Annotated in this window: 21 protein-coding genes, 1 tRNA gene and 1 pseudogene; 14 read left to right on the top strand and 9 right to left on the bottom strand. The window is 67.9% G+C overall.

The genetic code is table 11. The annotated features are described in order from the left end of the window. Nucleotides 1-13: 13 nt before the first annotated feature. Nucleotides 14-265: a hypothetical protein gene (locus tag RCF13_RS15555; protein WP_061479660.1), complete on the bottom strand. Its 252-nt coding sequence runs from the start codon at nt 263-265 to the stop codon at nt 14-16. A 155-nt stretch (nt 266-420) separates the two neighbouring features. On the opposite strand from RCF13_RS15555, the gene RCF13_RS15550 reads away from it, so the two are divergent. From RCF13_RS15550 to RCF13_RS15515, 8 genes and pseudogenes are all read left to right on the top strand, one after another. After that, the gene (locus tag RCF13_RS15550) at nt 421-1,020 is read left to right on the top strand and encodes a DUF998 domain-containing protein (protein ID WP_154351195.1); all 600 of its coding nucleotides are present in this window, start codon (nt 421-423) and stop codon (nt 1,018-1,020) included. A 105-nt stretch (nt 1,021-1,125) separates the two neighbouring features. Next, nucleotides 1,126-3,768 (top strand): leucine--tRNA ligase, encoded by a 2,643-nt coding sequence (gene leuS, locus RCF13_RS15545; RefSeq protein ID WP_134969414.1) that lies wholly within the window; start codon nt 1,126-1,128, stop codon nt 3,766-3,768. A gap of 137 nt (nt 3,769-3,905) precedes the next feature. Then, nucleotides 3,906-4,412, top strand: a pseudogene (gene lptE / locus RCF13_RS15540) (LPS assembly lipoprotein LptE); the annotation flags it as partial. A 90-nt stretch (nt 4,413-4,502) separates the two neighbouring features. Next, complete coding sequence (gene holA / locus RCF13_RS15535) at nt 4,503-5,540, top strand: DNA polymerase III subunit delta (protein WP_231352233.1); 1,038 nt, start codon at nt 4,503-4,505, stop codon at nt 5,538-5,540. Next, on the top strand, nt 5,541-6,209 hold the full coding sequence (gene nadD / locus RCF13_RS15530; protein ID WP_185807464.1) for a nicotinate-nucleotide adenylyltransferase: 669 nt from the start codon (nt 5,541-5,543) through the stop codon (nt 6,207-6,209). Between the two features lie 57 nt (nt 6,210-6,266). After that, nucleotides 6,267-6,677 (top strand): ribosome silencing factor, encoded by a 411-nt coding sequence (rsfS, locus tag RCF13_RS15525; RefSeq protein ID WP_005418109.1) that lies wholly within the window; start codon nt 6,267-6,269, stop codon nt 6,675-6,677. A gap of 64 nt (nt 6,678-6,741) precedes the next feature. Further along, entirely contained in the window at nt 6,742-7,212 is a 471-nt protein-coding gene (gene rlmH / locus RCF13_RS15520) for a 23S rRNA (pseudouridine(1915)-N(3))-methyltransferase RlmH (RefSeq protein WP_005418108.1), read from the top strand. Nucleotides 7,213-7,234: 22 nt separating this feature from the next. Continuing rightward, nucleotides 7,235-7,311 (top strand) — tRNA-Asn (locus RCF13_RS15515). A 101-nt stretch (nt 7,312-7,412) separates the two neighbouring features. Here RCF13_RS15515 and arcD read toward each other — a convergent pair. The 4 genes from arcD to RCF13_RS15495 form a co-directional block, all read right to left on the bottom strand. After that, the gene (arcD, locus tag RCF13_RS15510) at nt 7,413-8,834 is read right to left on the bottom strand and encodes an arginine-ornithine antiporter (RefSeq protein WP_134969063.1); all 1,422 of its coding nucleotides are present in this window, start codon (nt 8,832-8,834) and stop codon (nt 7,413-7,415) included. Nucleotides 8,835-8,998: 164 nt separating this feature from the next. Next, entirely contained in the window at nt 8,999-11,788 is a 2,790-nt protein-coding gene (locus tag RCF13_RS15505) for a TonB-dependent receptor (RefSeq protein WP_308141326.1), read from the bottom strand. A 195-nt stretch (nt 11,789-11,983) separates the two neighbouring features. Further along, nucleotides 11,984-12,634 carry an energy transducer TonB gene (locus RCF13_RS15500; RefSeq protein ID WP_134969062.1) on the bottom strand — a complete coding sequence of 217 codons (651 nt, stop codon included), beginning with the start codon at nt 12,632-12,634 and terminating at the stop codon, nt 11,984-11,986. 215 nt (nt 12,635-12,849) lie between these two features. Further along, complete coding sequence (locus tag RCF13_RS15495; protein WP_005418081.1) at nt 12,850-13,587, bottom strand: SIMPL domain-containing protein; 738 nt, start codon at nt 13,585-13,587, stop codon at nt 12,850-12,852. A 130-nt stretch (nt 13,588-13,717) separates the two neighbouring features. Between RCF13_RS15495 and RCF13_RS15490 the strand changes: the two genes are divergently transcribed. The 4 genes from RCF13_RS15490 to tldD are packed head-to-tail and all read left to right on the top strand — an operon-like array spanning nt 13,718 to nt 21,198. Continuing rightward, nucleotides 13,718-14,326 carry a Maf family nucleotide pyrophosphatase gene (locus tag RCF13_RS15490; protein ID WP_065179231.1) on the top strand — a complete coding sequence of 203 codons (609 nt, stop codon included), beginning with the start codon at nt 13,718-13,720 and terminating at the stop codon, nt 14,324-14,326. Then, nucleotides 14,319-15,806 (top strand): ribonuclease G, encoded by a 1,488-nt coding sequence (gene rng, locus RCF13_RS15485; protein WP_005418079.1) that lies wholly within the window; start codon nt 14,319-14,321, stop codon nt 15,804-15,806. The genes RCF13_RS15490 and rng overlap by 8 nt, the downstream gene beginning before the upstream one ends. 30 nt (nt 15,807-15,836) lie before the next feature. Further along, nucleotides 15,837-19,694 carry a YhdP family protein gene (locus RCF13_RS15480; protein WP_231352232.1) on the top strand — a complete coding sequence of 1,286 codons (3,858 nt, stop codon included), beginning with the start codon at nt 15,837-15,839 and terminating at the stop codon, nt 19,692-19,694. 58 nt (nt 19,695-19,752) lie between these two features. Further along, entirely contained in the window at nt 19,753-21,198 is a 1,446-nt protein-coding gene (gene tldD / locus RCF13_RS15475) for a metalloprotease TldD (RefSeq protein ID WP_134968918.1), read from the top strand. A 41-nt stretch (nt 21,199-21,239) separates the two neighbouring features. On the opposite strand, the gene yjgA is transcribed toward tldD, so the two are convergent. Next, nucleotides 21,240-21,827, bottom strand: coding sequence for a ribosome biogenesis factor YjgA (yjgA, locus tag RCF13_RS15470; RefSeq protein WP_061479650.1), 588 nt, complete (start codon nt 21,825-21,827; stop codon nt 21,240-21,242). A gap of 68 nt (nt 21,828-21,895) precedes the next feature. Between yjgA and pmbA the strand changes: the two genes are divergently transcribed. After that, entirely contained in the window at nt 21,896-23,263 is a 1,368-nt protein-coding gene (gene pmbA, locus RCF13_RS15465) for a metalloprotease PmbA (protein ID WP_134968917.1), read from the top strand. Nucleotides 23,264-23,350: 87 nt separating this feature from the next. Then, nucleotides 23,351-23,722 carry a DUF4870 domain-containing protein gene (locus RCF13_RS15460; RefSeq protein WP_005418071.1) on the top strand — a complete coding sequence of 124 codons (372 nt, stop codon included), beginning with the start codon at nt 23,351-23,353 and terminating at the stop codon, nt 23,720-23,722. A 75-nt stretch (nt 23,723-23,797) separates the two neighbouring features. Here the strand turns inward: RCF13_RS15460 and RCF13_RS15455 are convergent, their stop codons facing one another. From RCF13_RS15455 to tilS, 3 genes are read right to left on the bottom strand one after another with little or no spacing between them, the layout of a single operon-like run. Next, on the bottom strand, nt 23,798-24,676 hold the full coding sequence (locus RCF13_RS15455; RefSeq protein WP_061479647.1) for a farnesyl diphosphate synthase: 879 nt from the start codon (nt 24,674-24,676) through the stop codon (nt 23,798-23,800). Further along, nucleotides 24,666-24,926, bottom strand: coding sequence for an exodeoxyribonuclease VII small subunit (locus RCF13_RS15450; protein ID WP_005410522.1), 261 nt, complete (start codon nt 24,924-24,926; stop codon nt 24,666-24,668). Before RCF13_RS15450 ends, RCF13_RS15455 begins: the two co-directional genes overlap by 11 nt. Nucleotides 24,927-24,962: 36 nt before the next feature. Then, nucleotides 24,963-26,249, bottom strand: a complete 1,287-nt coding sequence (tilS, locus tag RCF13_RS15445; RefSeq protein WP_181357900.1) for a tRNA lysidine(34) synthetase TilS — start codon at nt 26,247-26,249, stop codon at nt 24,963-24,965. Nucleotides 26,250-26,399: the final 150 nt, after the last annotated feature.

Below are 26,399 nucleotides of genomic sequence, written 5' to 3'. Positions count from 1 at the left end.
CGCCATGCCCGACTTATGCGCGCGGCACGCAGTACAGCTCGTGGATCACCCACCTGCCAGCGCTGACCGGCTTGGTGGTCGAGGTGCGCCGGTAGTACTCGGCCTCGGCTGCCTGCAGGCTGGCAGCGCTGACACCGCCCATCAGGGTGCCGCTGTTCTGGGCGGCACTGGGCGGGCCGATCTTGGCGTAGCAGCTGAACTCGGCAGCCTGGGCGGCGGTGGCCAGGCCCAGGCTGAGTGCGGCGGCGAGGATGCGTTGGATCATGGGGAACTCCCTGCATGGCGGAACTGCCACGCCGCGAGCATCGCTGTGGGAGAAACACGCGGATATCGAATTGATCTGAAATGCGCCGTGCTTGGCGCCTCGCGTCGCTGCCGCGACAATGGGCTGATCCATTCTTTTCCGGGTGACTGCGCGCAATGTCCATGGTCCGGCTTGATCGTTGGTTGGGACTGCTTGCTGCAGTCGTGTTCGTCCTGGCTGTGTCTGGCTTCGGTGCCGGCCTGGAGGGCTACGCACAGGCCCGCCACCCGGTGGCGCTGCTGGGTGCGCGGGGTGTACCGCATGCGCTGGCCTTCAATCTGCTTGGCTTCGTGCTGCCCGGCGTGCTCGCCGCGGTGGTGGCTGAGCGCCTGCGCCGCAGCCTGCCCGCCACTGCCGGCTGGGCACCGAGGGTCGGCAGCCAGATGCTGCTGCTGGCTGGCCTGGGCTTTGCCGCGATGGGCTTGCTGCCGCTGGACGTGGACGATCTGCATGGGCCGGCCAGCCAGCTGCATGCCAGTGCCTGGATGATCTGGGTGCTGGGCTTCGTCGCCGGGACCCTGTTGCTGGGCACGACACAGCTGCGTCAGGCGCATGGCCGCGCCCTGGGCGCCTTGGCTCTGGGCTGCGGCGTGCTGGCTGCGGTGGCCGCGTTTGCCCTGCAGGGCGTCCTGCCGGCGCCGCTGGCACAACGGCTGGCGTTTGCCTGCTGGGTGGCCTGGCTGGCCACCGCACTGCCGCTGTCGCGCCAACGCTGAGACGGCTCCCGGGGCATCGCGGCGCCCACCCCCGGCAGGCAGGATTGGAGACGTTTGCCGCACTGCGGTACGCTGTACCGCTTTGCCGCCGCATCCGCGTGTTCCATGACCAGCGCTGAAACCAACGCCTACGACCCGCAGCAGGTTGAATCCGCCGCCCAGCAGTACTGGGACGCCACCCGTGCCTTCGAGGTCGACGAGACCTCGGACAAGCCGAAGTACTACTGCCTGTCGATGCTTCCGTACCCGTCCGGTGCGCTGCACATGGGCCACGTGCGCAATTACACGATTGGCGACGTGATCAGCCGCTACAAGCGCATGACTGGCCACAACGTGCTGCAGCCGATGGGCTGGGACGCGTTCGGCCTGCCGGCGGAAAACGCCGCGATCAAGAACAAGACCGCGCCGGCGGCGTGGACCTACAAGAACATCGACCACATGCGCAGCCAGCTGAAATCGCTGGGCTATGCCATCGACTGGTCGCGCGAGTTCGCCACCTGCCGTCCGGACTATTACGTCCACGAGCAGCGCATGTTCACCCGCCTGATGCGCAAGGGCCTGGCCTATCGCCGCAACGCGGTGGTGAACTGGGACCCGGTCGACCAGACCGTGCTGGCCAACGAGCAGGTCATCGACGGCCGCGGCTGGCGCTCGGGGGCCCTGGTGGAGAAGCGTGAGATCCCGCAGTGGTTCCTGCGCATCACCGACTACGCCCAGGAACTGCTGGATGGCCTGGACGAGCTGGACGGCTGGCCGGAATCAGTCAAGACCATGCAACGCAACTGGATCGGCCGCTCGGAGGGCCTGGAAATCCAGTTCGACGTGCGCGACGTCGATGGTGGCGTGCTGGATCCGCTGCGCGTGTTCACCACCCGCCCGGACACGGTGATGGGCGTGACCTTCGTGTCGATCGCCGCCGAACACCCGCTGGCGCTGCACGCAGCGAAGAACAACCCGGAACTGGCCGCGATGCTGGCCGACCTGAAGCAGGGCGGTGTATCCGAGGCTGAACTGGAAACCCAGGAAAAGCGCGGCATGGATACCGGCCTGCGCGCGCTGCATCCTGTCACCGGCGAGCCGGTGCCGGTGTGGGTCGCCAACTTCGTGCTGATGGGCTACGGCACCGGCGCGGTGATGGCGGTGCCGGGCCATGACCAGCGCGACAATGAAGTGGCCAACAAGTACGGGCTGCCGATCAAGCAGGTCATCGCGCTGAAGGATCCGCGCACTGAGGAAGAGCGCACCTGGGACGGCAGCCGCTGGCAGGACTGGTACAGCGACAAGAGCCGTGCCTTCGAACTGGTCAACTCGGCCGAATTCGACGGCTTGGACTTCCAGGGCGCGTTCGAAGCGCTGGCCGAACGTTTCGAGCGCAAGGCCCAGGGCCAGCGCCGCGTCAACTACCGCCTGCGCGACTGGGGCGTGAGCCGCCAGCGCTACTGGGGCTGCCCGATTCCGGTGATCTACTGCGCCAAGTGCGGTGCGGTGCCGGTGCCGGAGGAGCAGCTGCCGGTGGTACTGCCGGAGGACGTGGCGTTCTCCGGGACCGGTTCGCCGATCAAGACCGACCCGGAATGGCGCAAGACCACCTGCCCGGAATGCGGTGGCGCCGCCGAGCGCGAGACCGACACCTTCGACACCTTCATGGAGTCGAGCTGGTACTACGCCCGCTACACCTCGCCGGGTGCCCGTGACGCCGTCGACAAGCGCGGCAACTACTGGCTGCCGGTCGATCAGTACATCGGTGGCATCGAGCACGCGATCCTGCACCTGATGTATTTCCGCTTCTACCACAAGCTGCTGCGCGACGCGCGGATGGTGGACAGCAACGAACCGGCGCGCAACCTGCTGTGCCAGGGCATGGTGATCGCCGAGACCTACTACCGCCCGAATCCGGACGGTTCGAAGGACTGGATCAACCCGGCCGATGTGGAAGTGCAGCGTGACGAGCGCGGCCGCATCACCGGCGCCACCCTGATCGCCGACGGCCAGCCGGTGGTGGTCGGTGGCACCGAGAAGATGTCCAAGTCGAAGAACAACGGCGTGGACCCGCAGGCGATGGTCGGCAAGTACGGCGCCGACACCGTGCGCCTGTTCTCGATGTTCGCCGCGCCGCCGGAGCAGTCGCTGGAGTGGAACGAGGCCGGCGTGGACGGCATGGCGCGCTTCCTGCGCCGCCTGTGGGCCCAGGTGCAGAAGCATGCTGCCGACGGTGCCGCCCCGGCGCTGGACGTTGCAGCACTGGATGCCAACCAGAAGGCGCTGCGCCGCAAGACCCATGAAACCATCGGCAAGGTCGGTGACGACTACGGCCGCCGCCACAGCTTCAATACCGCCATCGCAGCGGTGATGGAGCTGATGAACGCGCTGGCCAGGTTCGAGGACGACAGCGAGCAGGGCCGCGCGGTGCGCCAGGAAGCGCTGCAGGCCGTCGTGCTGCTGCTGAACCCGATCACGCCGCATGCCAGCCACGCCCTCTGGCAGGTGCTGGGCCATGGCGAGACGCTGCTGGAAGACCAGCCGTTCCCGCAGGCCGACAGCAGTGCGCTGGTACGCGATGCGCTGACCCTGGCGGTGCAGGTCAACGGCAAGCTGCGTGGCACCATCGAGGTGGCGGCCGATGCCGCGCGCGAGCAGGTCGAGGCGCAGGCGCTGGCCGAGCCCAACGCGGCCAGGTTCATGGAAGGCCTGACGGTGCGCAAGATCATCATCGTCCCGGGCAAGATCGTGAACATCGTCGCCGCCTGATGTACCTCGCACCGGCCACCCGCGCGGTGGCCGGTGCCTTTCCAGAAGCAGGGCCGGATGCTTGATGGCCCTGCATTCACGCGGCTTCGGGCACGCTGTGTGTTGCCGTGATCGCCCGGCTCCGCCAGACTGTCTCCATGACCCGAATCCTGCTTGCCCTCGTTCTTGTCCTCGGCCTCGCCGGCTGCGGCTTCCATCTGCGCAACAAGCTGATGCTGCCGACCGACACCGCCCCGGTGAAGGTGGTCTCCACCGCCCCGTACAGTGAACTGGTCAAGCTGCTCAATCGCAGCCTGCTGGCCTCCGGTGCCAGGCTGGCCGATGAGGACAGCAAGGAACCCAGTACCCAGCTGCAGGTGTTGTCCGAGCGCTGGGGTGACCTCCCGATCGCCATCGACTCGCAGGGTCGTGCGCAGGAGTACAGCCTGCGCTATGCGGTGATCTTCATCTTCCGCCGCGAGGATGGCAGCGAACTGGTGCCGCAGCAGGTGATCGAGCTGTCGCGCGACTACGTGTCGCCGCCGACCGACGCCACCGGCACCACCACCGAACGCGAAATCCTGGCCACGGAGCTGCGCCGGGAAATGTCCGCCTCGATCATCCGCCGTATCGACAGCGTGGTCCGCGCCGAGATCGAGAAGGGGGGCAGCCTGTCCGCGCCGAAGGCCCAGCCGATCGAGGGCGCGGTGCCGGCAGAGCCGGCCGCCGCCGTCAAGCACTGAGCGGTAGCGACGATGGAACTGCGTCCGGAGCAGCTGGCCAGCCAGGGCGCTGACACGGCGTTGGCGCCGGTATACCTGATCGCAGGCCCGGAAACACTGCGCGTGCTGGAGGCCGCAGATGCCATCCGCGCGCGTGCGCGCGCCTCGGGCATCGGCGAACGCGAAGTGTTCGACGCCGACGGGCGTGATTTCGACTGGAACCAGCTTGACGCCAGCTTCAATGCGCCCAGCCTGTTCAGCACCCGCCGCCTGGTCGAGGTGCGCCTGCCCAGCGGCAAGCCGGGCAAGGAGGGCGCCGAGGTGATCAGCCAATTCTGCGCCAACCCGGCGCCGGACGTGGTGTTGATGATCACCGCCAATGAATGGAGCAAGGCCCACCAGGGCAAGTGGGCCGAGGCGGTCAGCCGCATCGGCGTGCTGTCGGTGGCCTGGGCGATCAAGCCGCACGAACTGCCGGACTGGATCGAGCGCCGCCTGCGCGGCAAGGGCCTGCGTGCCGACCCGGCCGCCGTGCAGCGCCTGGCCGAGCGGGTGGAGGGCAACCTGCTGGCCGCCGCCCAGGAAATCGACAAGCTGGCGCTGTTGGCCGACGGCCAGCCGTTGGATGTGGAACGGATGGAGTCGCTGGTGGCTGACGCTGCCCGCTACGACGTGTTCCGCTTGGTGGAGGCGACGTTCTCCGGCCAGCCGCCGGCGGTGCTGCGCATGCTGGCCGGCCTGCGCGGTGAAGGGGAGGCGGTGGCCGCATTGATGCCGATCGTGATCCGCGAACTGCTGGCGGGCGCAGGCCTGGCCCGCGTGCAGGCGCGTGGTGGCAACCTGGCCGCTGAAATGAAATCGCGTGGCATCTGGGAATCGCGGCAGGCGCCTTACAAGCGCGCGCTGCAGCGGCACCCGGAAGGCAAGCGCTGGGAGCGCTTCGTGGCCGAGGCGGGGCTGGTCGACCGCATTGCCAAGGGGCGCGCTGACGGCGACGCCTGGCTGGCGCTGGAACGCCTGCTGGTGGCCGTGGCCGAACCGCGTGCCGTGCGCCTGCTGGCGCGGGCCTGAGTGATGAGCCTGCGGATCTACTACGGGGGCACCTTCGATCCAGTGCACCTCGGGCACCTGGCGATCGCGCGTGCGGCCCGTGATGAACTGCAGGTCGCCGTGCGCATGCTGCCGGCCGCCGATCCGCCGCACCGCGCGGTGCCCGGTGCCACCGCTGAGCAGCGCTGCACGATGTTGTCGCTGGCCATCGGCGACGAGCCGGGGCTGCTGCTGGACCGTCGCGAACTGGATCGTGCCACCCGCTGCCCCGGTCGCCCGTCGTACACCGTCGACACCCTGCGCGAGCTGCGTGGCGAGCTGGGCCCGAGCCGGCCGCTGGCCTGGCTGGTGGGCGCCGACAGCCTGCTGGGGCTGTCCGGCTGGCACGAATGGGAGGCCCTGTTCGATCTGGCCCACTTCGTGGTGGCCGAACGACCGGGCAGTCCGTTGCAGGCGTCGATCGATGGCGAGCTGGGGCGCGCCCTGCAAGGGCGCTGGGCCGACAATGAGCAGGCCCTGTTCGCCAGCCCGGCCGGGCGCATCCTGCGCCTGCACCACCCACTGCGCGAGGAATCGGCCAGCGCCGTGCGCTCGCAGATTGCCGCTGGCGGTCCCTGGCGCGCACTGCTGCCACCGGCCGTAGCCGACTATGTCTCTGCACACGGGCTGTACCGCCCAGGCACGGCGTGAATGGCGCGGCTGCGCCATCCCCGTATAATCGCCCCACGTTTATCGAGTCGATCCATTTTGAGCAACCAGACCCAGCCCCAGACCATCAAGGTCGATCTGCCCAGCCCGCCGCCGTCCGTGCCGGAACTGCTGGCCAGCGTCCGCCAAGCCACCGAAGACCTGAAGGCCAAGGACCTGGTCGAGATCGACGTGCGCGGCCGGTCCAGCGTTGCCGACTACATGATCGTCGTTTCGGGCACTTCGACCCGCCACGTCAAGTCGATTGCCGATGAAGTCGTGCGCTTCGCCAAGAACATCGACGTGATGCCGCTGGGTGTTGAAGGCGAGCGCGAAGCGGAGTGGGTGCTGGTCGATCTGGGCGACGTGATCGTCCACGTGATGCTGCCGCGCGTGCGTGAGTTCTACGCGCTCGAGCGCCTGTGGACCGTCGGCGACCAGCCGCCGTCCAGCGACGACGAAGTGGCCTGAGCCGCACGTTGACGCATCCCTTCGACGGCGCCGATGGCGCCGTCGACGTTTTGGAGGACCGTTGATGAAAGCCCGCCTGATCGCCACCGGTGAACGCGCGCCCAGCTGGGTCGCGCAGGGGTTCGCCGAATACCAGAAGCGGCTGTCGCATTGGCTGCCGTTCGAGCTGGTGGAAATCGAACCCGGCCTGCGCGGCAAGGGGCGCGATCCACGCCGTGCCACCGAGGATGAAGGCAAGCGGGTCATCGCCGCGCTGCCGAAGAACGCTTACGTGGTGGCACTGGACGTGCCGGGGCGGCAGTTGAGTTCCGAGCAGCTGGCGCAGCGCCTGGAGCATTGGCGCGGGCAGGGCCGGGACCTCGCCTTCCTGATCGGTGGCCCGGAAGGGCATTCGCCAGAGGTCTCCGCGCTGGCCGACGAAAAGTGGTCGATCGGACCGCTGACGCTGCCGCACATGCTGGTGCGTCTGGTGGTGGCCGAGCAGCTGTATCGGGCTGCCGCAATGATTGCCAATCACCCCTACCATCGCGCGTGAAGAGTGGTTATACTAGTCGTCTGCCCGAATAGCTCAGCCGGTTAGAGCACTTGACTGTTAATCAGGGGGTCGTTGGTTCGAGTCCAACTTCGGGCGCCACCTTGCAAAACCTGCATCGCGAGATGCAGGTTTTTTTTTGCCGTGTTGTGGCGGCGAGCCCATGCTCGGCTGCATCCTCCAAGCCGGGCACGCGCTCGGCGCTACAGCGTGATCCGGCCCTTCCAGAACGCTACCTGCGTGGCGATCGCTACTGCCAGGATCGCGCCGAACAGCGTCCACTCCCAGCGCGTGAAAACCGGCTCGCCGCGCTGGCGCCGGGTCTGCGCAAACAGAACAACGCCGGGCACGTACAGCAGCACCGACAGCAGCAGGTTGTTCAGGCCGCCGGCATACACCAGCCACAGCGCGTAGGCGCTGGCCAGCAGCGCGACCACGAAATCGCGCCAGCGCACGCGTGGCTCACCCGCGTAGGACTGCCCGCGCCAGGCCAGTTGCACGCCGAACGCGGTGGACAGGAAGTAGGGCACCAGGCTCATCGATGCGGCCAGCAGCACCAGGCCGGTGTAGCTGCCCGCATTGAACAGCACCAGCAGCAGGAACAGCTGGATCAGCCCGTTGCTCAACCACAATGCATTGGCCGGCACGCCACGCGCATTCTCGCGTCCCAGGAAGGCGGGCATTGTGCCGTCGCCAGCGGCGGCATACAGCACTTCGGCACACAGCAGCACCCAGGCCAGCAACGCGCCCAGCACCGAAATGATCGAACCGGCGATGATCACCGTCGCGCCCCATTCGCCGACGATGGCGCGCAGCACATAGGCCATCGACGGGTTGGGCAGCCCGGCCAGTTCGGCCTGCGACAGCACGCCCATCGACAGCAGGCTGACCAGGACGAGCAGCAGCCAGACCCCCAGGAAACCGATCACCGTGGCACGGCCGACGTCAGCACGGCGCGCGGCACGCCGCGAATAGATGCTGGCGCCTTCGATGCCGATGAACACCCACACGGTGACCAGCATCATGCCGCGCAGTTGCTGGCCGAGGTCGCCAAGCGCAGGTGTGCCGAAGAAGTCGGCGCGGAACACCTCCATGCGGAACGCGCCGGCGGCCAGCACCAGGAACAGTGCGATGGGCAGCAGCTTGGCCACCGTCACCAGACCGTTGACGATGGCGGCGGTGCGCAGGCCTCGCAGCACCAGCAGGTGGACGGTCCACAACAGTACGGACGAAGCGGCCACGGCGGCTGGCGTGTTGCCTTCGCCGAACACCGGCATGAAATGGCCCAGGCCGCTGAAGATCAGCACGAAGAAGCTGGCATTGCCCAGTACCGAAGCGACCCAGTAGCCCCACGCCGCGGAGAAGCCGATGTAGTTGCCGAAGCCTTCGCGTGCATATGCGTAGATGCCGGTGTCCAGGTCCGGACGGCGGTTGGCCAGGGCCTGGAACACGAAGGCCAGCATCAGCATGCCGGCGCCACTGACGGCCCAGCCGATCATCGCGGCGGCCGGACCGGCACTGCGCGCGACGTTCTGCGGCAGCGAAAAGATACCGGCGCCGACCATCGAGCCGACTACCAGTGCAGTCAACGCCGGCAGGCCGAGGCGTTGCGATGTCGTGGCCATTGAGATCCCCTGCGGCCCGGATGCCGCGAGCACACCCTAGCCATGTACTCGTGAACATGGCTGCAAGGCCGGGTGTGCGGGAGCCGGCATGGACAACGAACAGCCAGGAAACGACGAAGGCCCGGGCAACAGCCCGGGCCTTCGAAGCAAACACAGCAGCGGGATTATTTGAACGTGTACTTGGCGCCGACAGTGAAGTAGCGGCCAATCGCACCACTGAAGTGCAGCGGGTTGTAATTGACTGCACCGTAAGTGCTCGGGTCGAGCGGCGCGATGCGGTCGAACACGTTCTGCACCGAAGCGTTCAGCTCGAAGGCTTCGGTGATGTTCCAGCGGCCGGACAGATCGAAGGTGGTGAACGAGGAGATCTTCTCTACCGGCTCGCCGTCTTCATAGAAGGCCAGGTAGTCACCGCCGCGGCGGTCCTTGTTCTCCAGCTTGCTGATGTAGTTGGCCACGCCGCTGATGCTCCACGGGCCCTGCTTCCAGGTGGTGCCGAAGTTGATGCGGTCCTTCGGCGTGCCGATGCAGTTGGTCACGTCGCAGTTGCCGTGGGTGCCCACATAGTCGACGGTGGTATCACCCTCGGTGCGCTCGAACTTGAGCACGTGGCTCCACTGCAGGTCCATTTCCAGCTGGCCCGGGCCGATGTCGAAGGTCTGGCGGATGTCGGTGTCGATGCCGCGGACGCGCGAGGAGTTGGCATTCACGTAGGCGGTATTGACGGCCAGGATGGTGCCGCTGTTGGCGACTCCGCCGATGTTGTTGGCATCGCGGAGAACGTTGCCCGCGGCGATGGCGTCGGCCGTGCTGCCCTGCGCGATTTCGTTGGTGCGCTTGATTTCCCACGCATCCACAGTCAGTGAGGTGGTCGAGGTTGGCTGCAGAACGATGCCCACCGAGTAGCTCTTGGACTCTTCCGGCTTCAGGTCCTTGTTCGGCCGCGTGATGATCGCCACCGAGCGCGCGGTGCATTCGTTGGCCGGGTCGATGGCGCAACGCACCGGATCGCGGGCGTTGGAGAAAGCGGCCAAGCCACCGTCACCGTTCTCGGCCGGGTTCGGCGCACGGAAGCCTTCAGCGTAGCTGGCGCGCAGTGCGATCCAGTCTGCCGGGGTCCACTTCACGCCCAGCTTCGGCGTGGCCTTGCCTTCGCCGCTTTCGTACTTGTCGTAGCGGACCGCAGCGCTCAGTTCCAACTGCTCCAGCACCGGTGCGGACAGTTCGGCGTAGCCGGCATACACATTCTGCGTGCCGTCGTAGGCCGAGTAGCCCAGGCCGATGATCTGGCCGATATCGGTGAAGGTCTGCGGCGTCAGGCTGTTGCTCGTCTTGCGCCACTCCGTACCGAAGGCCAGGCCCAGCGGACCGCCCTTGAGATCCATCAGGCTGCGCGAGATGGTGAAGTCGAACATGTCCAGGCTCGACTTGGCACGCGCGCTGATGGTCGGGCTGATGGCATCGTAGACCGACTGCGGCGTCTGCGAGGCATTGTCGCCGATGCGCCAGGTGCCATAGGGGCAGGCCGGATTGCCCAGCACGCAGCGTACTGCGTCATAACGCAGGAAACCCGTGCGCTTGTTGACCAGGTCGGTGCCGGAATGCAGGTAGGCGGTGTCGTAGCTCCAGTCGCCCCAGTTGCCCTTGACACCCACCAGGAAGCGGTTGAACTCATTGGTATTGTCGGTCACGCGCGGGCCCACGTCCCACGCGCTGTAACGCAGGCGGGCCGAGGTGGGCAGCGGGTTGTCCGGATGACCTGCATACAGCTGGGTCGCACCGGCACCGCTGTTGGCGTTGACCGGGCCGCCAGGGTAGCCCCAGCCGCCGGATACGCCGGATGGCGTATTGCTGAAGATCGTTTCCTTCTTCGAGTAACCGATCTCGGTATAGACCTCGCCGCCTTCACCAAACGCGAAGCTGGCGCGGCCGAACACGTTCACGTACTTCTCTTCCGGGCTCAGGTCGCGGTACTGCTGCGCCGGATCCCACAGGCAACCCTGGGCCTGCGCGGTCGCGTCACTCTGCCCGGGAATCGTGGTCAGCCCGGCGCAGCCCGGCAGGGCAACCAGATGGCCGGTGGCATCGAACACCGAGCCATTGGGACCCACGCCGCCGGCGGTACCGCCCGACAGGTAGGCACCGCCCAGGAACTGCGCGTCTGCAGCGTCGTAACCCCAGCGCCGGATATCGCCGGTGCCGATCCACTTGCGGTTCTTGCGGTCGCTGATCTTGATCGCGTCGGTCTTGCCGACGTCCAGGCTGAAGAACGCATTCCAGCCATCGCTGGACAGGTCGCCGGTGCCGGCAGTAAGGGTCGCCTTCTTCGCATCGCCATCGCCGTCACCGGAAATGCCGTAGGAACCGCGCAGGATGGCGCCTTGGAAGTCGCTGCGCAGGATGATGTTGACGACGCCGGCGATGGCGTCGGAGCCATAGATCGCCGAGGCGCCGTCCTTGAGCACTTCCACGCGCTCGACGGCATCGAGCGGGATGGTGCTGAGGTCGGTGAAGACCTTCTGGCCGTCATCGGCCAGGCCGTAGGTGGCCATGCGGCGGCCGTTCAACAGCACCAGTGTCGAGCCGGCGCCCAGGCCACGCAGCGAGATGCCGGCGCCGCCACCGGCGAAGCCGTTGCCGAAGGTCTTGGGAATGGAGCCTGCGCCGTCGGCGGTCAGGGTCTGCAGGTACTCGGCGACCGTGGTCTTGCCGGTGCGGTCGATTTCCTGGCGGGTCACCACCTGCACCGGCGACGGTGTCTCGGTGTTGGTGCGCGGGATGTTGGAGCCGGTGACCGTGATGCGGTCGAGGTTGGTGGCCTGCTCCTGTGCAAAGGCTGAGGAAGAAGCCACGGCGCCGACCAGCAGCAGGGTGCTGCCAGCAAGGATATGGGTGATGGACGATGCCAGGGTGGTGCGGCGGCGGCTGGCGGGCCGTTGGATCGGGTGTTTCACAGCTTCTCTCCTAACTGGAAAACCGTAGCGTTGAGGGCTGTCGCCGGATCGATACCGGGACGCGCCAATCTAGGTTTCCAGCAGGTGACGAAGACGTGAATTTTTGCTTAATCAGTAACGCTTGGCTCGGGCATGTCCGCATTTGCCGGGCAGTGGCAGGGGCCGGCCCGGCGCGGGGCCGGGCCGGTGGGACGCTCAGTCCGGCAGCGAGAACTGCACCGGCACCATGCCGATGGCCGGGACCGCCACGCCGTCACGCTGGGCAGGCTCGAAGCGCCAGTGCTTGAGCACCTGCTGGCGGGCGGCCTGGTCCAGGTTGCGCGAACCGCTGCTGCGCTCGACGCTGACCGCGACCGGCTGGCCACGGGTGTCCACTTCCACCCGCAACAGCACCGTGCCCTGTTCGTGGTTGCGCAGGGACTGGATCGGATAGGCCGGCGGCGGAGCGCTGCGGTACTGCAGCTGGGCGCCGGCCAGCGGGGTGGAGGTGTCGATGCTGGGCGCCAATTGCGGCGGAGCCGGTTCGGCGGCCGGCAATGCGATGCCCTGGGTCTCTTCCACGGTCGCGGTGGGTGCGGGCAGTGGCGGTACCACCGGCTGCGTCCGCGGCTTCGGTACCACCTGGACGATCTCTTTTGGCGGGACCGGAACCGGCGGCGCCGGCGGTGGCGGGATCTTCTCGATCAGCCGGACCGGCGTCTTTTCACGCGGGGCCTGCACGGCCTGGTAGGTCGCAGGGATGAGCAGCAACAGGAAGGCCAGCAGGTGCAGGGCGATCGCTGCACTCCAGGCGGCTATGCGGGCGGGGTCGAAGTACGGGGATGCAACGGGATAGGTACGAACCATGATCCACCTCCATGCCAGTGACGAAGTCCTCAACGCACCAGGGTCCGTGGCGGGGTTGCCGCACGCGGCTGGCAGTCCATCAGTAGCGCGGCATGGCGGCCACTGCCTAGAGGCAGGGGCATGCGCGTTGGGCTGGCCTTCAGCCAACGCCGCCGGAATACACGAAAAAGGCGGGCCCCTGCGGGACCCGCCTGTGTCGGCCGTGCCGGGCGCGATCAGCGGCCCAGTTCGAACACCACGTCCAGGTTGACCGAGACGGTCGATTCACCCGGTGCGACCGGGGTAGCCTTGTCCATCGCCGCACCGGCGGCCATGGTGCGCATCATCGGCATCGGGCGGAAACCGCCGTTGCTGTTTTCAGAGATGCTGACGATGCGGCGAACCTGCAGGCCCAGCGATCTGGCATAGGTCTGGGCGCGGGCCTGGGCCTTCTTCAGGGCGGCCAGGCGGGCTTCGTCATAGACCGGTTCGGGCTGGTCGATCTCAAACTGTGGACCGTTGATCTGGTTGGCCCCCTGCGCGGCCAGCGCGTCGAGCACCTTGCCGAGCTTGGCGATGTCGCGGACCTTCAGGCTGACCGTGTTGCTGGCCTGGTAGCCGGTGATCTTCGGTGCCTCATTGTCGGCATAGCGGTACTGCGGGTTGAGGCTGACGCCGCTGGTCTGCACGTCGCGCTCGGCGATGCCGGCGGCCTTGATCGCGGCCAGCACCTTGTCCATCTGCTGGGCGTTCTGGCGCATCGCGCTGTTGCCGTCGGCAGCCTGGGTGACCACACCTGCCGACAGGGTGGCGACGTCCGGCACGCGGGTGGCCTCGGCGTTGGCCGAGATGTTCAGCAGGGTGCCTTCGGCCGCGGCGGCGATCGACGGCGACGACGGAGCGGCATGAGCAGTCATCGAGGTTCCAAGGGCGAGGGACAGGGCAAGCAGCAGCGGGGTGGCGGTCAGGCGCATGGGATCTCCTTGTTGTGCCGGTGAGGGTGGTGTCGTAGCGATGAACGCGCTGTGAGCCTGTTCGGGGTTGTACGCGTTCCGTAACGGGTTGCCGACGATTCAGGTGGCGGCCTCAGGTTATGCTGTGCCGATGCTCTATCTTGCTTCCCGCTCCCCCCGACGCAACCAGCTGCTGGCCCGACTCGGACGCCCCTTCCAGGCCCTTGACCTGGAGGTCGTCGAGCAGCGCGCGGCCACTGAAAGCGCCGAACAGTATGTATGCCGGGTCGCCGCCGACAAGGCGCGCGCCGGGCTGGCCCGGGTGCTGGCCGACGACCCGCAGGCGCGGGTGCTTGGTTCGGATACCGAGGTGGTCCTGGACGGCGAGGTCTTCGGCAAGCCGGTCGATGCCGCTGACGCGCGGGCGATGCTGGCGCGGCTGGCCGGGCGCACCCACCAGGTGATGACCGCCGTGGTGGTGGTCGGCGCGGGCGGCCTGGACAGCGAGCTGGTCATTTCCGAAGTGACCTTCGCCCCGATCGATGCCGCCGACATCGCCGCCTATGTCGCCACCGGCGAGCCGCTGGACAAGGCCGGCGCCTACGCCATCCAGGGTGGGGCCGAACGCTGGATCGAACACCTTTCCGGCAGCTACTCCGGCGTGATGGGGCTGCCGCTGCTGCATACCGATCGTCTGCTGGCGCGCTGTGGCGTGCCGGTCCCCACTGCCGATGCCGCCAGGGAGGCTGCCGATGTCTGAGGAAATCCTGGTCAATGTGACCCCGCGCGAGACCCGTGTCGCGGTGATCGAAAACGGCATGCTGCAGGAACTTCACATCGAGCGCGGTTGGCGCCGTGGCGTGGTCGGCAACATCTACAAGGGCAAGGTGCAGCGGGTCATGCCCGGCATGCAGGCCGCCTTCGTCGAAGTCGGCCTGGAGCGCGCGGCGTTCCTGCACGCCAATGACGTGGTGCGGCCGGCGCCGGTGGCCAGCGCCGACACCGAGAACACCACCCTGCCACCGCCGGCCAGCGTGCCGATCGTCGAGCTGCTGCGTGACGGCCAGGACATCGTGGTGCAGGTGGTGAAGGACCCGATCGGCACCAAGGGCGCGCGCCTGACCACGCAGATCAGCATTCCCTCGCGCTACATGGTGCTGCTGCCGCAGTCCAAGGTGGTGGGCGTGTCGGCGCGCATCGAAGACGAAACCGAGCGCGCCCGCCTGAAGGCGCTGGTGACCGAACTGTCGGCGCAGCACGGTGGCTACGGCTACATCGTGCGGACCAACGCCGAAGGGCAGCCGGCCGAGGCCATCGCCGAGGACATCGCCTACCTGTCGCGCGTGTGGAACGTGGTCGAGCGCCGCGGCCGCGAGGCGCCGTCGTGCAGCATCATCTATGAAGACCTGAGCCTGCCGCTGCGGTCCGTGCGCGACCTGATCCGCAAGGACGTGGACAAGGTGAAGGTGGACTCGAAGGAGACGTTCGGCCAGTTGCAGGCCTTCGTCGCCAAGTACATGCCGGTGCTGGCCGAAAAGCTGGAGCTGTATTCCGGCGATCGCCCGATCTTCGACATGTTCGGCGTGGAAGACGAGATCGGCCGCGCACTGGACAAGCAGGTGCCGTTGAAATCCGGTGGCTACCTGGTGATCGACCAGACCGAGGCGATGACCACCATTGACGTCAATACCGGTTCGTTCCTCGGCCAGCGCAACCTGGAAGAGACGGTGTTCCGCACCAACCTGGAAGCGGCGCAGGCAGTGGCGCGTCAGCTGCGGCTGCGCAACCTGGGCGGCATCATCATCATCGACTTCATCGATATGGATGATGCAGAGCATCGCCGCCAGGTGCTGCGCACGCTGGAAAAGGCGCTGGCCCGCGACCATGCCAAGACCACGGTGTACGACTTCTCGCCGCTGGGCCTGGTGGAAATGACCCGCAAGCGCACGGTCGAAAGTCTGGAGCGCCAGCTGTCGGAAACCTGCCCGCAGTGCAGTGGCCGCGGCAGCATCAAGACCACCGAGACGGTGACCTACGAGATCTTCCGCGAGATCACCCGCGCCGTGCGCCAGTTCGATGCCGCGCGGCTGCTGGTCATCGCGTCGACCAAGGTGGTCGCGCGCATCACCGATGAGGAGTCCTCGGCGGTGGCTGAGCTGGAGGAGTTTCTCGGCAAGAGCATCCGCTTCCAGGCGGACGAGCAGTACCTGCAGGAGCAATTCGATGTTGTTCTGCTCTGATCCTCGCCGGCTGCAGGCCGGCGGTGGCCGATGAGCGCGCCGCCGCGCCTGCGACTGCGAAGGATCCGCCGTCATTTCATTGCCGCCTGTGCGGTGGGCCTGGTCGGGCTTGCACTGCTGGTGGGCACCTTCAGCCAACTGCTGCCGCTGGCCGAGCGTCATCCCGACAGGATCGCCGCCTGGCTGAGCGAGCGGGCTGGCCAGCCGGTGCGTTTTGACCAGCTGCAGACGACCTGGACCCGTCGTGGCCCGCTGCTGCAGCTGAAGGGCCTGCGCATCGGTGCCGGGCAGGGCCTGGCGATCGGCGAGGCCGAGGTGCTGGTATCGATGTACAGCGGGCTGCTGCCCGGGCGCTCGCTGACCGAATTGCGCCTGCGTGGCCTGGCCCTGGACCTGCAGCAGGGCGAAGACGGACGCTGGTCGGTGCGCGGGTTGCCGCAATCCGACAACGGGGGGGATCCGCTGGATGCGTTGCGCCGGCTCGGCGAGCTGCAGGTGATCGGCGGCCGCCTGGGCGTGCACGCGCCGGGGATCGGCATCGACACCACGCTGCCGCGCATCGACCTGCGCATGCGGGTCAATGGTGATCGCCTGCGCGTGGGTGTACGCGCCTGGGCCGATGCGCAGGCGCTGCCGCTGACCGCGGTACTGGACGTGGACCGTGTGCGCGGCAACGGCCAGGCCTGGCTCGGCGCCGACCCGGTCGATTTCCATGCCTGGTCGCCCTTGCTGGCGGCCGGCGGCGTGCGCCTCCGAGAGGGCAAGGGCGAGCTGAGCCTGTGGCTGACCCTGCGTGATTTCGCGCCGGTCGCACTGACCACCGATTCGGACCTGCGGGACGTGCGCGTCGACGGTGCACCGATGCCCGGCGTGGCAGCGCCGCAGCTGCAGCTGCAGCGGCTTCAGGCCCGCCTGCGCTGGCAGCGCCAGGCCGATGGCTGGGCGTTGCAGGTGCCGCGCCTGCGCCTGAAGACCGAAGATGGCGAACAGCAGCTCGATGGCCTGCAGCTGCAGATCGGCAAGCAGCTGCGGGTGAACGCCGGTGCGGTGCAGGCCGGCACCGCGCTGCGAGGGCTGGCCCTGAGCAATCTCCTTGAACCGGGTCTGCGGCGCTGGCTGTTCCTGTCCAGGCCGCAGCTGGAGGTGCGCCGATTGCAGTTGGCCGGCGAGCGTGATGGCCCGTTGCGGGCACAGGGCGAACTGCAGTCGCTGGGCTTTGCCAGCGTCGGCAATTCTCCGGGCCTGCGCGGCCTCGGGGGGCGTTTCGAAGGCGATGCCGATGGCTTCAGCCTGCAGCTGCAGCCGCAACGGCAGCTGCAGTTCGATTGGCCGACCGGTTTTGGCGTGCGGCATGACCTGCATCTGGCCGGACAGATCGTGGGGTGGCGCGACGAGGGCGGCGGTTGGCGGATCGGAACGCCGGCGATGCGCGTGGAGGGCACCGACTACGCGGCCGACGTGCGCGGCGGCGTCTGGTTCCAGGGCGACGGCACGCGGCCGTGGCTGCAGCTGGCCGCCAAGCTGGACGACGTGCCGATGACGGCGGCCAAGCGCTTCTGGATCCACTCCAAGATGAGCAAGGGCGCCACCGACTGGCTGGACATGGCACTGGCCGGCGGCCAGGTGCGTGGCGGTGTCGGCCTGGTCACCGGTGACCTGGACGACTGGCCGTTCGACAACAACGATGGCCGCTTCGAGGCCACCGGCCACATCAGCAATGGCGACATCCGCTTCCAGCACGATTGGCCGCTGATGCGCCAGGTCGATGCCGATATCGCCTTCATCGGCCCCGGCTTCGAGATGCGTGGACGTGGCGATCTGGCGGGCGTGGCGGTGCAGAAGTTCGAAGCCGGCATTCCGGACTTCGGCCATCAGCCGCTGTACGTGCGCGCCGAGGCGCCGAGCGAGGCCGGCAAGCTGCTGGCGATGCTGCGCCAGAGCCCGTTGCACAAGGACTATGGCGATACCCTGGACAACCTGGTCGCCAGTGGTCCGGCGCATGTGACTTTCGATCTGCTGCAGCCGCTGCACCACGATGAAGGCGGTGGTCATCTGCAGGGGACGGTCGACCTGACCGGCGTGAAGCTGGTCGACAAGCGCTTCCAGCTGGCCTTCGACAACATGCAAGGGCAGGCGCGCTACAGCAATGGCGGCTTCGGCGCTGAGGAACTGGCGGTGCGCCACCTCGGCCAGGACGGCCGCCTGAGCCTGCGCGCCGGTGGCTACGTGCACGACAGCACGCGGGCCTTCGAATCGAAGTTGACGGCGCATCTTGATGCGGGCGTACTGATTGACCGCGCACCGGAAATGACCTGGCTCAAGCCCTACATCACCGGCACTTCAGCGTGGACCATCGCGGTCAACCTGCCCAAGGTGGCTCCGGGGGCGCCCGCGCCGCCGAGTGAACTGCGGTTGAGTTCGGACCTGGTCGGCACGCGGCTGGACCTGCCGGCACCACTGGACAAGCCGGCCACCGAAGCGCTGGCGACCACGGTGGCCGCGCAGTTGCCGATGGGTGCCGGCCGCATCGATGTGGCCTTCGGCCAGCGCCTGGCCCTGGCCGCACGCAGCCACAACAACCAGACCGGCGTGCAGGTCACGCTGGGCAGTGATCATGTTGATCGTGAGCCGCCGCCGAGCGGGCTGACGGTCAATGGCCGCAGCGCGACGCTGGATGCGCTGGAGTGGATCGGCCTGGCGCGGGGCGGCGGGGACGACGATGCGATGCCGCTGCGAGCGGTGGACGTCCAGGTCGGCCAGTTGAAGCTGATCGGCGGCGTGTTCGAGCAGACCCGGCTGCAGCTGCACCCGGGTCCACAGGCACTGGATGTGCGGTTGGACGGCCCGTCGCTGGCCGGGCGCCTGACCGTCCCCAATGCGGACGGCGGCACGATCAGTGGCCAGCTTGACCGCGTGCACTGGCAGTCACTGCCGGCGGCACCGGGTGCGCCGGTTGCACCGGCGCGGGTACAGGCCGGTGCCAACGACATGGACCCGGCCAAGCTGCCGCCGTTCGCGCTGGACATTGCCGACCTGAAGTTCGGCAAGGTGGTGCTGGGCCAGGCGGTGCTGCGCACGCGGCCGCTGGCCAACGGCCTGAACGTGGATGAGCTGCGTTTCCGTGCGCCGGACCAGGAGATCGACATCAGCGGTCGCTGGCTGGGCCGGACCGGCGGTGCCCGAACCGAGTTGACCGCACAGGTGCGCAGTGAGGATCTGGGTGGGTTGATGCAGAATCTTGACTACGGCGGCCAGTTGCGCGGCGGTTCCGGCCAGGCGCAGTTGCAGGCCTCGTGGAGCGGAGGCCCGTCGGACTTCCAGCTGGGCAATCTGCAGGGCAGCCTCGACCTGCACGCGCGCAATGGCCAGCTGCTGGAGCTGGAGCCAGGCGCCGGCCGCGTGCTGGGCCTGCTCAGCGTCGCGCAGCTGCCGCGGCGCCTGATGTTCGACTTCCGCGACTTCTTCTCCAAGGGCTTCGCGTTCAACCAGATCGACGGCAGCATGCAGTTCGGCCAGGGCATGGCGCGCACCGACAAGGTGCTGATCGAAGGCCCGGCGGCCAACATCACCATCCGTGGCCAGGCCGACCTGCGCAACCAGCGGTTCGACCAGACCATCGACGTCAACCCGCGCGCGGGCAACCTGCTGACCGTGGTCGGTGCGGTGGCCGGCGGCCCGGTGGGTGCCGCGCTGGGCGCGGCCACCAATGCGGTATTGTCCAAGCCGCTGGGCGAGATTGGCGCCCGAACCTACAAGGTGACCGGTCCATGGAAGGAACCGAAGGTGGAAGTGATCGAGCGTAGCCGCGACAAGACCCCATCACCGCCCGTGCCGGCGTCTGCACCGGCCATTCCGCCGACCGTCACCGAGCTGCCGCGCTCGCGCTGAGCGCGGTTCCCTGTTCACGGGGCTTGCCTGAGCGCCCCCGCACCCCCAGATCGAGACCATGACTGATATCGCCCTGACGCTTGCCCAAGACCGCCTGCTGCGCCCCGGCGGCCTGGATACCGCTGGCCTGGAGCGCACCTTCGGCCAGTTGCTCGGCCCCGGTGTCGACTTCGGCGACCTTTATTTCCAGCACGCCCGCCGCGAGAGCTGGAGCGTGGAAGACGGCATCGTCAAGGACGGTGCCCATTCCATCGAGCAGGGCGTGGGGGTACGTGCGATTTCCGGCGAGAAGACCGGATTTGCGTACTCCGATGACATCCACGCCGACGCGCTGCTGGCGGCGGCGCAGTCGGCGCGCGCGATCTCGCGTGAGGGCGGTGCGCAGTCCGGGCGATCGCTGCTGCGCGGCAATGCGCGCGCACTGTACCCGGCGCTGGACCCGATCGATGGTATCGGCAACGAAGCCAAGGTCGAGGTGCTCAAGCGCCTGGATGGTTACCTGCGTGCCGCCGACCCGCGCGTGAAGCAGGTGATGGTGAGCCTGTCCGGCGGCGTCGATACGGTGCTGATCGCCCGCAGCGACGGTGTGCTGGCGGCCGATGTGCGTCCGCTGGTACGCCTGAATGTACAGGTGATCGTCGAGCACAACGGCCGCCGCGAGTCTGGTTATGCCGGTGGCGGTGGCCGTTATGGCTACGAAGACCTGTTTGCCAGCGGCCGCCCCGAAGCCCTTGCCCAGGAAGCGCTGCGCCAGGCGCTGGTGAACCTGGAAGCGGTGCCGGCGCCGGCCGGCATGATGCCGGTGGTGCTCGGCCCGGGTTGGCCGGGCGTGCTGCTGCACGAAGCGGTCGGCCACGGCCTGGAAGGCGACTTCAACCGCAAGGGCACCAGCGTCTACGCCGGCCGCATCGGCGAGCGTGTGGCGGCACCGGGGGTGACCATCGTCGACGACGGCACCCTCGACGGCCGCCGCGGTTCGTTGAACATCGACGACGAAGGCCACCCCAGCCAGTGCACCACGCTGATCGAGGACGGCATCCTGGTCGGCTACATGCAGGACAGTCTCAATGCGCGGCTGATGGGCATGGCCCCGACCGGCAACGGGCGCCGTGAATCGTTCGCGCACCTGACCATGCCGCGCATGACCAACACCTACATGCGCGCCGGCGAGCACGACCCGCAGGAGATGATCCGTTCGGTGAAGAAGGGCCTGTACGCGGTCAACTTCGGCGGTGGCCAGGTCGACATCACCAGTGGCAAGTACGTGTTCTCGGCCACCGAGGCCTACCTGATCGAGGACGGCCGCATCACCACGCCGGTGAAGGGCGCGACCCTGATCGGCAACGGCCCGGAAACCATGCAGAAGGTGCGCATGGTCGGCAATGACCTGGCCCTGGACGAGGGCGTGGGCATCTGCGGCAAGGACGGGCAGAGTGTGCCCGTGGGTGTCGGCCAGCCCTCGCTGTTGATCGAGGGCATCACCGTCGGCGGTACCCAGGCCTGAGCGTGGCGATGGCCACAGCAACCGCCCGGGCCGACGGGGACTCAGTCCTCGTCGGCCTCGCCGGTCCCGATGTGGTCGGCGTCTCCGGCGCCGGCCTTCAGGCCCAGCGCGGCTGGCAGCATCAGGCCGCGCAGCACCTGGAAGATCTCGCGGTAAGCGCGCGGCGGCTTGTTCCTGGCCTTCTCGGCCTGCGCGTTGCGTACCAGCGTGCGCAGCTGCTGGCGGTCGGCCTGCGGATAGTCATCGAGCAGAGCGGCCAGCGCCTTGTCACCCTCGGCCAGCAGGCGGTCGCGCCAGTCTTCCACGCGGTGCATCATCGCCACTTCGCGGCGGCCGGTTTCGCTGTTGGCGTCGAGCGCATCGCGGATCGCATCCAGCGTGGCCTCTTCTTCGCGGCGCATGTGCTTGGCCAGGAACGCCAGTTGGCGCTTGTGGGCGATGTGGGCGGTGATGCGCTTGCACTCGGCGATGTGCGGCAGCAGGTCTTCCGGAATCGGCAGGCGCGCCAGCTGGGCCGGGGTCAGCGACACCAGCTTCTCACCCAGGGCCAGCACGTCGAGTGCATCGCGCCGGTTCTGGCTGCGGCTCTTGTCGTGGAATTCACCGGTTTCTTCGTCGCGTCCGCGCATCGTCCCTACCTGATTTCAAAAAAAGTCGCCCGGCGTGATGCCGGGCCCAACCCGTACAGGATAAAGCATTGAACGTGATCGCCCCTGAAGTGGTCGTCGGCGACGACAGCCTGGCCCGGCTGGAACGGCTGGCCGACCTCTCCCAGCAGCTGCTCGACCGCGCCCGCGCGCTGGGCGCCAGCCAGGCCGAGGTCAGCTGCAGCGAGGACCGCGGCCTGGAGGTCAATGTCCGCCTCGGCGAGGTCGAGACCGTGCAGTCCACCCGTGACCGTGGCATCGCCGTGACCGTCTATTTCGGGCAGCGCAAGGGCAGTGCCAGCACTGGCGACCTGAACGAGGCCAGCCTGGCCGCTACGGTCGAGCAGGCCTGCGCGATCGCACGGCATACCGAGGATGACCCGGCCGCCGGCCTGGCCGAGGCCGCACTGATGGCCACCGACTTCCCGGACCTGGATGGCTGGCACCCGTGGGCGCTGCAGGCCGATGAGGCGGTGGACCTGGCCCTGGCCTGCGAGGCGGCTGGCCGCGAGGCCGATGCGCAGATCCGCAATTCCGATGGCGCTTCCGTGTCGAGCATGCAGAGCCTGTCGGTGTACGCCAATTCGCACGGCTTCTTCGGCCGTGAGCGCGGCACCCACCATTCGATCGGTTGCGCGCTGATCGCCGGGCAGGGCGACGGCATGCAGCGCGATGGCTGGTACACCAGCGCGCTGGCGCAGGGGGACCTGGAAGACGTGGGCCTGGTCGGCCGTCGCGCCGCCGAGCGCACCATCGCCCGCCTGCAGCCGCGTTCGTTGGCCACTGGCAGCATGCCGGTGCTGTTCGCCCCGGAAGTGGCGCGCAGCCTGGTCGGCCACCTGCTGTCGGCGGTGTCCGGTGGCGCGCTGTACCGCCAGGCCAGTTTCCTGCTGGACAGCGTCGGCCAGCGCCTGTTCCCGGAGTGGATGCAGATCGACGAACTGCCGCACCTGCGCCGCGGCCTGCGCTCGGCCGCCTTCGACGGCGACGGCGTGGCCACCCGTGCTTCGGCGCTGGTCCGTGACGGCGTGCTGCAGCGCTATGTGCTGGGCAGCTATTCGGCGCGCAAGCTGGGCCTGCAGACCACCGCCAATGCTGGCGGCGTGCACAACCTGCAGCTGGCGGCCAATGCCGGCTCGCTCGAAGAGATCGCCCGGCAGATGGGTGACGGCCTGCTGGTGACCGAGCTGATGGGGCAGGGGGTGAACGGGGTGACCGGCGACTATTCGCGCGGCGCCGGCGGCTTCCGTGTCGAGAACGGCGAGATCCAGTACCCGGTGGACGGCGTCACCATCGCCGGCAACCTGCGCGAGATGTTCAGCAGCATCGAGGCGGTCGGCAGCGACGTCGACCCGCGCTCGCACATCCGGACCGGCTCGATCCTGCTGGGGCGGATGACCATTGCCGGTAATGATTGATGGCATCGATGGCGTAAGCTATGCCCGCCTGACGCATCCAGCTTGGTGCTGGTGGGTCAAGACCACCCAATGAAAAGGAGTTTTGTCGTGAGTGAATTCGATAACGTCCCGCCGCCGCCGGCAACCACCAATGCCCCGGCCGACCAGCGCACGATGGCGCTGGCCGCGCACCTGCTGGGCATCTTCACCTGGTTCATCGGCCCGCTGATCATCTGGCTGATCAACAAGGATGACGCCAGCAAGTCCTTCGTGACAGACCAGGCCAAGGAAGCGCTGAACTTCCAGATCACCATCACCATTGCGATGCTGATCTGCATCGTGCTGACCATCGTGATCATCGGCGGCATCCTGGCGCCGATCGTCGGCATCCTGAACCTGGTGTTCTGCATCATCGCCGCTGTGAAGGCCAACAACGGCGAAGCCTACCGCTACCCGTTCGCGCTGCGCCTGGTCAAGTAATACCGTCTGCATGCGCAAACAGGAACGCCCGGCATTGCCGGGCGTTCCTGTTTGGCGCCAACGTCACGCCAGCGATCAGTGATCGCGTTCCACCGCCAGCGTTGCCAGCGCGCGCAGCGCATCGGCTTCTTCGCCATAGTCGGCCAGCGTGGCCTGCATGCGTGCGGCCAGTTCGCGCAGCTGCGCCTTCGCACCGTCCATGCCGAGCAGCGCGGGGAAGGTGCTCTTGTCCTGCGCCTGGTCCTTGCCGGCGGTCTTGCCCAGCTGTTCGGAACTGGCTTCGACATCGAGGATGTCATCGCGGACCTGGAAGGCCAGGCCGAGCGCGTCGGCGAAGCCGTCCAGCTGGGCCAGCTGTGGTTCGTGGGCTTGGCCGCACAGCGCCCCCATGCGCACCGCTGCGCGGATCAGCGCGCCGGTTTTCAGCGCATGCATGCGGGTCAGCGCCGCCAGCGTCTGCTGCTGGCCGGTGGCATCGATGTCCAGCGCCTGGCCGCCGCACATGCCGGAGGCACCGGAGGCGTGGGCCAGGGTCTGCAGGCAGGCCACGCGCAGCGTGGCCGGCAGCGGCGCATCGGCCAGCAGACCGAAGGCGCGGGTCTGCAGGGCGTCACCGGCCAGGATCGCGGTGGCTTCGTCGAAGGCGATGTGGGTGGTCGGCTTGCCGCGTCGCAGCGCGTCATCGTCCATCGCCGGCAGGTCGTCGTGCACCAGCGAATAGGCGTGGATGAGCTCGACGGCCATCGCCGCTGCGTCAAGGTGTTCAGGCTGCGCGCCAAACAGATGGCCACTGGCGTACACAAGCAGCGGTCGCATGCGTTTGCCACCGCCCAGCACCGAATAGCGCATGGCCTGGTGCAGGCGCTGCGGTGCTTCGGCGGGCGAGGGCAGGGCGGCGTCGAGCTGGCTTTCGATACGGTCGCGCCAGCGCGCGAACAGAACCTCAGCCGTCATGGCTGGGCGGATCGAAAGGCTCGGATGCTTCCGGCTGCGCCGGATCGCTGAGCAGGCGCACGCGCAGTTCGGCCTGTTCCAGCGCCTGTTGGCACTGGCGGTACAGACCGACGCCGCGTTCGTAAGCACTGAGCGAGGCTTCCAGGCTCAGCTCGCCGGTTTCCATCTGCTCCACCAGCTGTTCCAGCGATTCGAGCGACTGCTCGAACTGGGCGACCGGGGAGGCGTTTTCGGGGGACTTCTTGGCCATGCGGCAAGTGTGGACGGGCTGCGCGCGGGGGTCAATTCACCAGCCGCCGGGACGCCACTGCAGCTGAGCATCCTGGGCCTGCAACCAGGCTTGCAGAGGGGCCGCAATGACCACGTCGGCGGCAGCGAGCAACTGTGGCCCATCGAAGATCAGCGGCAGCTGGGCGCGCCGCCAGGGGGCCAGGTGCTCGCGTTGCAGGCAGTCCTTCAGTGCATGCGAATGCGGGCGACCGGGCAGCACGATGCGCTCGCCGCCCACGCGCGCACGGACCTGAAGCGGGCGTTCGAAGGCCACGGCGCCCTGCAGGCGCAGTTGGCCACCATCGGGCAGCGGCAGGGGGGCACGCCCATCCCATTCGGCCTGCCATCCGTAGGGCAGCGATGGCAGCTGCGCGGGTAGCAGATAGGCGTGATCGCGCCATTGCTGGATGGCATGCTCGTGCCAGCGCACCCGCGCCTGGCGATCATTGCCGGCCGGCAGCAGTTCGTGCAGACCCTGCTGCAGTACCGTGGCCGGCAGTGGGGCGGCACCGTGGCCGATCACCCAGGCGCGCAGCACGCGCGCGGCACGCCCCGGTGACACCTGGCGCAGCAGTTGCAGCGAAAGCACGCGTGGTGCCACTTCCAGGTGGGCGATCAGCTCGGCGTCTTCCTCGTCCAGCAGAGCACGGGTCTGCCCGCAGTGCATTGCGCTGCCCGCCAATGCCGCAGCCGCATGCGGCCAGCGCTGGCGCAGCAACGGCAGCACCTGCAGGCGCAGGAAGTTGCGATCGGCGTGGTCGTGGCCATTGCTGGGGTCTTCGATCCAGCGCAGCGCGTGCTGGCGCGCGTAGTCGAGCAGCGCGTTGCGCGTTGCCGGCAGCAGGGGGCGCCATAACGGATGCCCGCCAATGTGGCTGTGTGCGGACATCGCCGCCAGGCCGTCAATACCGGAACCGCGCAGGGCACGCAGCAGGAAGGTCTCGGCCTGATCGTCCTGGTGCTGCGCCAGTGCCAGCGTTTCGCCGTCGCGCAGTTCGGCCGCGAAGGCGGCGCGTCGCGCCTGCCGCGCCGCGCCTTCAAGGCCGAGGCCCGCGCGATTGTCGATCTGCACGCGATGCACGGCCAGTTCAATGCCCAGTGCCGCGCATTGCTGCTGGCAATGCAGCACCCAGCCGTCCGCATCGGCCTGCAGGCCATGGTGTACGTGCACCGCACGCAGCGCCGTGCCGGAGGCCTGTGCGCAGCGCCACAGCCAGTGCAGCAGCACGGTCGAGTCGACACCACCGCTGTAGCCCACCAGCAGCGGCGCATCGAGCGGAACGAGGGCAGGGAAGGCAGTCACGCCGGTAAGTATAGGGTGGGGTTTACTTGGCAGGGCTGCGCCCTGCACCTGCAGAGGCCACGGCCACTGCAAGAGCCGAAGCAACAGCCGAAGCTGGTTTCCTGAGGATTGGCGGGGTGGGCCCGGTTGCGGGGGGCGCTGCAAGTACGT

The organism is Stenotrophomonas maltophilia group sp. RNC7, assembly GCF_030910085.1.
Lineage (GTDB): Bacteria > Pseudomonadota > Gammaproteobacteria > Xanthomonadales > Xanthomonadaceae > Stenotrophomonas > Stenotrophomonas sepilia.
This window is presented reverse-complemented; position numbering and strand designations above follow the sequence as displayed.